The organism is Acetobacterium sp. (genome assembly GCF_041752335.1).
Taxonomy (GTDB): domain Bacteria; phylum Bacillota; class Clostridia; order Eubacteriales; family Eubacteriaceae; genus Acetobacterium.
In genome coordinates, this window is sequence record NZ_JBGSHG010000034.1 from 1 (window position 1) to 9062 (window position 9062).

The window sequence follows — 9062 nt, forward strand, 5'->3', positions numbered from 1 at the left end:
AAAAAATTCGGAGACGAGGATGGAAAAAATTACGTTAATGGTATTTTAAATAAAATAGTTAAGGACGAACTCAATGAGTGCCCTTAGTCTTGGCATTGATACCAGTAATTATACAACTTCGGTTGCCTTGGTAGACGAAAACGAAAACATGATTTATAACAAGGGCATCCTATTGGAAGTGAAGTCAGGAGAAAGAGGACTTCGTCAATCGGATGCCCTTTTTCAGCATGTCCATCATTTACCGATCTTGCTACAGGAGCTGACCCGAGGCCGGGAGATTGAGGTCATCTGCTATTCACAACGGCCCCGTCCGCTACTTGACTCCTATATGCCGGTCTTTCGTGCGGGGGAGTCCATGGCTTGTTCTATGGCTGGGGTTTTGGGGGCCAAACGGCTGGCGGTGAGCCACCAGGAGAATCATCTCCGGGCGGCCATTTATGGCAGCGGCTCTCCGGAATTGGAAGAAACCTTCGCGGCGGTTCATTTTTCGGGTGGAACATCAGAAATTCTGCTGGTACAAAAGAAACCGATCGGTTTTGACTGCGAAATCATCGCCGCGACCCGGGATCTCAATGCCGGACAGCTAGTCGACCGGATTGGGGTACTGATGGGATGCGACTTTCCGGCGGGAAAAGCCCTGGAAGTGCTGGCAAACCAGGCTGTACCTGAATCCATTGATAGTAAATTGGTTATTTCAGCCACCATGGACGGCATGGATTTTCATTTCTCCGGCCAGGAAAATCAGGCCCGGAGACTGCTAGATGTTGGAGTGCAAGAGCCGGAAGTGGCCTATCTGCTACTTAAGTCGATTGCCAAAACGCTATCGAAAGCCATTGGCGGACTGCGAAAAAAATATTCTTTTCAGTCGGTGCTCTTTTCCGGCGGAGTGATGTCCAATCAGATTATTCGAAAAATTGTGGAGCATGAACTAAAAAGATCGGGGCTGTATCTTTATTTTTCCCCCGGAGAATACTCCCGGGATAATGCGGCCGGAAATGCCCTGATGGGAATGGATTATTATAAAAGCATGAGGTGCGGTCAGTGACAAATGCAAAAATTCTCAGTGTATCTGAGCTTAACCAATATCTTAAAACCCTGTTGGAATCCAATAGTCTCCTTAGAAATCTGGTGATCCAGGGAGAACTTTCCAATGTGAAACGGGCGGCATCGGGACATTTGTATTTTTCCCTGAAAGATGCCGGCAGTAAAATTGATTGTGTGATGTTTAAAAATGCGGCCATCGGCCTCAAATTTCTGCCTAAAGAAGGCCAAAAAGTGACACTGCGGGGGAGCTTAGGCGTCTATCTGCCTAGTGGTCAATATCAGATAACAGTGAGATCTATGGAACCCCAGGGACTGGGGGATTTATTCCAGGCATACCTGGTGTTAAAGGATGAACTGGAAGCCAAAGGTTATTTTGATCGCGATCATAAAAAAAAGCTGCCGGAAATTATCAGCCGGGTGGGACTGGTCACATCTCCCACCGGAGCGGCGGTCAAAGATATGATTTCGATTATCAAACGCCGGAATCCGCTGATCGATATTGTCATTTATCCTAGTCTGGTCCAGGGGGATGAAGCTGCCGGGAACATCATCAAAGGGATTCTGGCTTTTAATGCCGCTCAGGCGGTGGATGTGATTATCATTGGTCGGGGAGGCGGTTCTATTGAAGACTTGTGGGCCTTTAATGACGAGCAGCTGGCCAAAGTTATTTATGAATCGGAATTGCCAATCGTTTCGGCAGTAGGGCATGAAATTGACTATACGATTGCTGATTTTGTGGCGGACCTGCGGGCGCCCACCCCTTCCGGGGCAGCCGAACTGGTCGCCGAAGAAACCCTCAGTATGGTGCGAGCCCTGGCTACCCAGAAAAGCCATCTGATTCAGGTCATGACAGCTAAAATCAGCAGGAACCGTGAGGTGTTAATGCGGATGAAAAAAGAATTCCTGCGGTTTCGTCCCAAAGAACGGATCGAAGAAATGCGGCTTCACCTAGATCTTATTAATGAACGGATGATCCGGTCACTAAAAGGACAGATAAAAAATGAACGACAGCAATTGATCAATATTAAAACCAGGATTGAAGCCATGAGTCCTATACATGTGCTCAAAAAAGGTTATGTCCGGGTGACCGATAACACCGGTTTACCGATTGCTGCGGTGACCGGTTTAACGGTTGATCAGCTGGTAACCCTCCATTTTGCGGATGGCGAAGCTGAGGCAAGCATTCAATCCACGAAGGAGAATAAATAATGGCAGTTAAGAAACTGAAAACAAAAATAAGTCGTCTGGAGACCATTGCCGAACTACTGGAAGAAGACAATCAGGAAATCGAGGCATCAATGAAACTGTTTGAAGAGGGAATGAAACTGATCAATGAGTGCAGCGCCGATTTGGACACCCTGGAAGGAAAAATAACGATCATGATAGATGGTGAAGAAAAGGAATTCGAGGGGAGTGTGGAATCGTGAACGATTTTAGAACTCAACTTGATGACCGGGTGGCCGCAATTAATGAGGAACTTGAAAATGTTTTTCAGCAAAACCTGGATACCCCGGAAATAATTATCGAAGCCATGAAATACAGTCTTTTTGCCGGGGGGAAACGGTTGCGTCCGATTTTAATGACGGAAACCTGCCAGGCCCTGGAAGGGGATGTGGAGGTGATCAAACCACTGGCGATGGGGATTGAAATGATCCATACCTATTCCTTGATCCATGACGATTTGCCGGCCATGGATAATGACGATCTGAGACGGGGAAAACCAACTAATCATAAGGTTTATGGTGATGCGATGGCGATTCTGGCCGGGGATGGACTCCTCAATTATGCGGTTGAAACCATGCTTTCGGGAACTCAGGGACTAACGGGAGCGGTGTTGGAAAACTATCTCTGCGCGATGAAATGCATCATGGGGGCTTCCGGTATTCGGGGCATGATCGGTGGCCAGGTGGCAGACATGCTCAGCGAAGATAAGGTCATCGGTCTGGACGAAATGGACTATATCCATTTACACAAGACTGCCGCCCTGCTGGAAGCCTGTATTCAGAGCGGCTGCATCATCGCTGGCGCTGAACCGGCCACCCAGGGACGGCTAATCAGCTATAGTCATCGAATTGGCCTGGCTTTTCAGATTGTTGATGATATTTTGGATATCGAAGGCAACGAAGCAGATCTGGGCAAGCCCATTGGCAGTGACGAAAAAAATCATAAATCGACTTTTGTATCGCTCTATGGTCTGGCAGCATCAAAACTGCGGGTCGATGAACTGGAAACGGAAGCCATCGAAATGCTTAAACCGATTGGGGAGCGAACGGCTTTTCTCCAGGAATTGGCCAGCTACATCTGCCGTCGCCGAAAATAGGGACTGTATTTTGCAGTTAGTACTAAATAAAAAAAATGAAAATGGACCCATGAAAAGAGGAAAAATTGAAAGAACGTTTAGATAAATTATTAGTGAGCCTGAATTATTTTGATACCCGGGAGCGGGCCAAAAAAGCCATTATGGCCGGGCTGGTTCAGGTCAATGAGCAAGTCAAGGACAAGGCCGGGGATCTGGTCGACACCGAGGCGACGATTCTGGTTAAGGGCAGTGATATGCCCTATGTCAGCCGCGGTGGTTTAAAACTGGAAAAGGGGCTGGCCGTTTTTGATCTGGCGGTGATGGGAAAAACCTTTATTGATATTGGATCATCCACCGGCGGTTTTACCGATTGTCTGCTGCAGAATGGGGCCGAAAAGGTGTATGCAGTTGATGTTGGTTACGGACAACTGGACTGGAAGCTACGAAACGATCCCCGGGTTGTTTCCATGGAACGGACTAATTTTCGGTATCTGACGGCACAAAATATTTCTGAGATGGTCGATGGTACCGTCATGGATGTATCGTTTATTTCGATAACCAAACTCCTACCGGCCATCAAATTGTTGATGAAACCGGGGGCCCAGGGGATCTGGCTGATTAAGCCGCAGTTTGAAGCCGGACGGGAAAGAATCGGCAAAAACGGTGTCATCCGGGATAAAAAAGTGCATGAGTCGATTTTGTTTGAAGTGATGACTGCCATCGAAAATCAGGGCTTCTTAATAAAAGATCTGGACTTCTCACCGATTCAAGGGCCCAAGGGTAACATTGAGTTTTTAGTTTTTGTTGAAAATAACGAGCCGGAGACTGAGGGAAACTGGGCAGCATTGATTCACTCGGTGGTAAACATTGCCCATGAAAGCTGTAAAAAAAAGAAAGAACCCCAGGACGAATAGGATGTGAGTAAGATTGGAAGCTGAATTTAAGAACTTTAAGGAAATCGGTATTTATCTCAATATGGATAAGCCGGACAGTCCTGCTCTGGCAGAAAAATGCATCAATTATTTAATCATTCGTGGCTTTAAAATAGCCCTGCTGGAAGGCCAGATTAAATATCCTCATAAAGATCTAATTTATTATCCGAAAAACCTTTTCTATCGAAAACCGGATTGTATTCTGGTTCTGGGGGGGGATGGCACCCTTTTGTTTGTTGCCCGTAAGGTTTGTTTTTATTCCATTCCAATTTTCGGAATCAATCTGGGCAAGCTGGGGTTTTTAACTGAAGGCGAGGCTGGTAATTATGAAGATACGCTGAAAAATTTAAGCTCCGGGGATTATTACATCGAAGAGCGGATGATGTTAAGCTGCAGTATAAAAAAAGAAAATGAAAGCGCCTGTTTTTATATCGCCTTAAATGATGTGCTGGTCAAAAGCCGGGGCTTCCGGATGATGGATATTGAGGCCAAAGCCAGCGGTTCGACGATTGATAAATTTCGGGCCGACGGGTTGATCATTGCCACTCCCACCGGTTCTACCGGTTATTCGCTGGCCGCTGGTGGGCCGGTGGTGTCACCTCAGGCCAATGTGATGATTCTTAACCCCATCTGTCCCCATCGACTGCATGACCGATCCTACATTTTGCCGGAGGACGAGGTGATCAATCTGGAATTTGGTGACCGTGAAAAAGATATTGTGGTCACCTTTGATGGACAGACCACGGTTTCCATTACTCCGAAAGATGCGGTTAAGGTTAAAAAAGCCACCTATTGCACTCACCTCATCCGGCTGAATCAGATGAGCAGCTATGATCGTCTGAGAATTAAACTTTCCAGTGAGTATTAGAATAAATGACCAACGACAGAGAATTACAAATATGACAGCATTGCCGCGAGCTTAACTAGCATTGGAGAAGGAAGGAAAAGACATGAAAGTATCAAGACAATTAAAAATTATTGAAATCATCGAAAATAATCTCATTGAAACCCAGGAAGAACTGGCCCAGGCATTGAAAGATGCTGGTTTTCCGGTGACCCAGGCAACCATCTCCCGGGATATCAAAGAGTTAAAATTGATCAAGGTGAGCAGCCACGAAGGGGTGCAGCATTATGCCCCCCTTAAGGATATTGGCACCATTTATATTGAACGGGTTACTGCTGTTTTTAAAGAATCGGTTTTAACCATCGATTATGTCGAAAACACCATTGTGCTGAGAACTCTGCCAGCCATGGCCCAGGCGGCAGCCCTGGCCATTGACTCGATGGACTGGTGTGAAATTGTGGGAACCATCGCCGGGGATGATACCATCTTCGTGCTCGTCCGCAACCGCGACATGGTGGGTGAAATTGTGGGTAAATTCAAAAAGCTGATGAAATAGGGAGGGCTCTATGCTGAGAAATCTTGTAGTGAACGATTATACTCTGATTGATCATCTGGCGGTGGATTTTCATCCGGGACTCAATGTGATTACCGGGGAAACCGGAGCTGGTAAATCCATTGTCATTGATGCATTGACTCTGGTTCTGGGGAATCGGGGCAATAAAACAAACATCCGTCAGGGAAAAAACAAGATGACGGTACAGGGACTTTTTGATATCAGTGAACAGTCCGATCTGATTGAAAAATGTCAGGAATACGGTATACCGATGGAGGATGGCCAGCTGATTTTGATTCGGGAAATGGATGATCGGGGCCGCAATATCTGTCGCGCCAATGGTTTAATTATCACCGTCGCTCAACTGAAAACAATCGGGGACGAACTCATTGATATCCATGGCCAGCATGAGCATCAATCCCTGTTTAAGCGGGAGAATCATCGCCAGTTACTGGATGCCTTCGGCGGTGAAAAAAGTCGGAAATACCGGGAACAGACAGCAGCCAATGCAAGTGACATCAAACGAATTCAGGATTTAATCGCAGCGCTGGAAACCAACGAACGGGAATTGGAGCGGGAAAAAGAAACGCTGCAGTTTGAAATCAATGAAATCGAAGCTGCCGCCCTTATTATCGGAGAAGATGAAGAACTGGAAGGGGAAAAGCGGATTCTGGAAAACCGGGAACGTCTTTTTTCCCACACCAGCCAGGCTTATGAATTGCTCAGAGGTGAAAATTCCGATCAGAACCCAATTCTTGATGCCCTGGGTCTGCTGGTTGAAAGCATTGTCGAAATTTCCAAAATTGACAGCAGCTTTGAAGATAAACTGGAAACGGTCAATAGTATTTTAAGTGAAGCCGAAAATCTTTCGTTTGAGATCCGCTCCTATCTGGAAGATATGGAGTATAGCTTGGGTGATCTGGATGAAATCGAAACTCGGTTGAGCGTCATTGCTCGGCTTAAACGAAAATATGGTCATGATATTGCTGAGATCCTAACTTACACTGAGGAAATCAGCAGCCGTTTAAAAAGCCTGTTGAATCGGGATGAAAGTCTCTTGACTTATTACCAGGAATTAAGCGGGATTCAAGATATGTATTATAAGATCAGTAATAATCTGTATGAGTTACGTTTAAAAAACGCCGGAATATTGAAGACCGCTCTTGAAAAAGAATTGGGAGAGCTGGCCATGGAAAAGGTTCAGGTGGAAATTTTGGTGGAACATGATGCCAACCGGGTGACCACCCATGGTCAGGATACGGTGGAATTTTTAATTTCCGTCAATCCGGGTCAAGCGCCAAAACCGCTTGGGAAGGTTGCATCCGGAGGGGAAATATCGCGCATTATGCTGAGTTTAAAAAGCATCTTTGGAGGATTGGACGCCATTGAAACGATGGTGTTTGATGAAATCGATACCGGGATCAGCGGCAGAACCGCTCAGGTGGTAGCTGAAAAGATTCAGGCCCTCAGTGTTACGCCGCCCAGAGGCCGACAGATTATCTGTATTACTCATTTACCACAGATCGCGGCCATGTCAGATCAGCATTTTATGGTGGAAAAGCGCACCCAAAATGATGGGGTGGAGGTAAGTTTTGTTCCCCTGGACGAAAAGGGTAAAAAAGAGGAACTTTCCCGGATGCTGGGCGGTGCCGAAGTGACCCGAAAAACCTGGGAACATGCTCAGGAAATGCTGGAATTAAGCCAAAAGATAAAAAAATCAAAAAAAAGCAAAGAAGACAAAATATTATCTTAACATTTCATTAGTTATTGGATAAAATAAAGATTGTTAAAAATTTATTTAATTAAAGGAGATATAAATTGGAAAGAAAAGTACCCATCGGGTTATCTAACAAACACATTCACGTATCCCAGGCAGATTTAGAGGCATTATTTGGTAAAGGCTACCAATTAACACCGATGAAAGATTTATCACAACCAGGACAATATGCAGCTGAAGAAAAAGTTGATGTGGTTGGACCTAAAGGAACATTAAAAGGCATTCGGATTCTGGGCCCAGTTCGACCAGAAACCCAATTGGAAGTTTCTGTCGGAGATGGTTTTGCTTTAGGAATCCAAGCACCGCTTCGAAATTCTGGCGATATTGCCGATACCCCAGGGGTTAAAATTGTTGGACCAGCTGGAGAAGTTGAACTTGCCAAGGGTGCCATTGTTGCCGCTCGACATATTCATATGAGCACTGAAGAAGGCGCCGCTTACGGATTAAAAGATAAGGATGTTGTTTGTGTTAAACTGGATGGCCCCCGCGGTCTGACATTTGACAACGTGCTCGTTCGCGTTCATCCAGATTTTAAATTGGATATGCACCTTGATGTTGAAGAAGGAAATGCTGCCGGAGCTAAAAACGGTCAAATCGCAACCATTATTTAGTGATGATTGCGCCAGACCCGATAGCATTTACCGCATTTGGCCTTGTAGTCAGGTGGTATGGGGTTTTAATTGCCTCGGCTCTACTGATTGGGCTGTTCATAGCGATAAAACGGGCTCCTAAGTACGGGATTGATCCTGAGATTATTATGGATTTCTTTTTGTATATGACCCCAGCGGTGATCATCGGGGCCCGGCTTTATTACGTTATCTTCAGTTATGACTATTATTCCGCCCATCCGGAAGAAATATTTGCAACCTGGCATGGCGGACTGGCCATCCACGGCGGTATTATTGCCGGTGTGATTGTGGCACTGATTCTGTGTCGAATCAAGAAGATCAGTTTTTTCGCATTGGCGGATGTGCTGATTCCAGCGCTGCCCTTAGGCCAGGCCATTGGTCGCTGGGGGAATTTTTTTAACCAGGAAGCTTATGGTTCGCAAACTGATTTGCCCTGGGCTATCACTGTGAATGATGCCGCTTTGGGAATCATCAAGGTACACCCCACTTTTCTTTATGAATCAGTTTGGAATGTGCTTATTTTTGGCTTTCTCTTTTTTTATGAAGATAAAATTAAGAAGGTTGACGGTGAATTACTCTTTGTTTACCTTGGCTTGTATTCTGTCGGTCGCTTTTTCATTGAAGGGCTGAGAACTGACAGTCTGATGTTTATGGGATTGCGAACAGCTCAGCTGATCAGTCTGGCATTAGTGGCAGTAGCTATCGGCGGCCTCTGGTATCTTCGCAAAAATGAAGATCGGTTTATGGATTCTCTGATTAAGAAAAAATAACTAAGCAGAAAATTAAAAACTAATACAGCATCAATCAAAAGACTGTCAGTGGAAAAACTGACAGTCTTTTTTCGTGGTGCGCCCGGCATGGGCGCAATCTAACGGGTGAAAGTCCCGAGCACGGGTAGGTAGTGCCAAGTGCATAGCTTAAGGCAAGGGTGTCCCCGGCGACGGGGAATCTGAAGGAAGCCGGCGGCAAACTTCCGGTCTGACG

The 9062-nt window shown here is 45.9% G+C and carries 10 protein-coding genes; all 10 read left to right on the top strand.

Going from position 1 to position 9062, the window contains the following annotated elements:
• Nucleotides 1-73 precede the first annotated feature (73 nt).
• The 10 genes from ACEW8F_RS04880 (at nucleotide 74) to lgt (ending at nucleotide 8848) form a co-directional block, all read left to right on the top strand.
• Nucleotides 74-1045, top strand: a complete 972-nt coding sequence (locus ACEW8F_RS04880; RefSeq protein WP_373482351.1) for a peptidase M22 — start codon at nucleotides 74-76, stop codon at nucleotides 1043-1045.
• A complete protein-coding gene (gene xseA / locus ACEW8F_RS04885) occupies nucleotides 1042-2253 on the top strand; it encodes an exodeoxyribonuclease VII large subunit (protein WP_373482352.1) in 1212 nt (403 codons plus the stop codon). Before ACEW8F_RS04880 ends, xseA begins: the two co-directional genes overlap by 4 nt.
• Nucleotides 2253-2471, top strand: coding sequence for an exodeoxyribonuclease VII small subunit (gene xseB / locus ACEW8F_RS04890; RefSeq protein ID WP_373482353.1), 219 nt, complete (start codon nucleotides 2253-2255; stop codon nucleotides 2469-2471). Before xseA ends, xseB begins: the two co-directional genes overlap by 1 nt.
• Nucleotides 2468-3364 (top strand): polyprenyl synthetase family protein, encoded by an 897-nt coding sequence (locus ACEW8F_RS04895; protein ID WP_373482354.1) that lies wholly within the window; start codon nucleotides 2468-2470, stop codon nucleotides 3362-3364. Before xseB ends, ACEW8F_RS04895 begins: the two co-directional genes overlap by 4 nt.
• Nucleotides 3365-3429: 65 nt before the next feature.
• Nucleotides 3430-4257 (top strand): TlyA family RNA methyltransferase, encoded by an 828-nt coding sequence (locus tag ACEW8F_RS04900; RefSeq protein ID WP_373482355.1) that lies wholly within the window; start codon nucleotides 3430-3432, stop codon nucleotides 4255-4257.
• 13 nt (nucleotides 4258-4270) lie between these two features.
• The gene (locus ACEW8F_RS04905) at nucleotides 4271-5143 is read left to right on the top strand and encodes an NAD(+)/NADH kinase (protein WP_373482356.1); all 873 of its coding nucleotides are present in this window, start codon (nucleotides 4271-4273) and stop codon (nucleotides 5141-5143) included.
• Between the two features lie 82 nt (nucleotides 5144-5225).
• Nucleotides 5226-5675 (top strand): arginine repressor, encoded by a 450-nt coding sequence (locus ACEW8F_RS04910; RefSeq protein WP_373482357.1) that lies wholly within the window; start codon nucleotides 5226-5228, stop codon nucleotides 5673-5675.
• A 10-nt stretch (nucleotides 5676-5685) separates the two neighbouring features.
• Nucleotides 5686-7425: a DNA repair protein RecN gene (gene recN / locus ACEW8F_RS04915; protein WP_373482358.1), complete on the top strand. Its 1740-nt coding sequence runs from the start codon at nucleotides 5686-5688 to the stop codon at nucleotides 7423-7425.
• Between the two features lie 65 nt (nucleotides 7426-7490).
• A complete protein-coding gene (gene pduL, locus ACEW8F_RS04920) occupies nucleotides 7491-8060 on the top strand; it encodes a phosphate propanoyltransferase (protein ID WP_373482359.1) in 570 nt (189 codons plus the stop codon).
• A 2-nt stretch (nucleotides 8061-8062) separates the two neighbouring features.
• Nucleotides 8063-8848, top strand: coding sequence for a prolipoprotein diacylglyceryl transferase (gene lgt, locus ACEW8F_RS04925; protein WP_373482360.1), 786 nt, complete (start codon nucleotides 8063-8065; stop codon nucleotides 8846-8848).
• The last annotated feature ends 214 nt before the right edge of the window (nucleotides 8849-9062 follow it).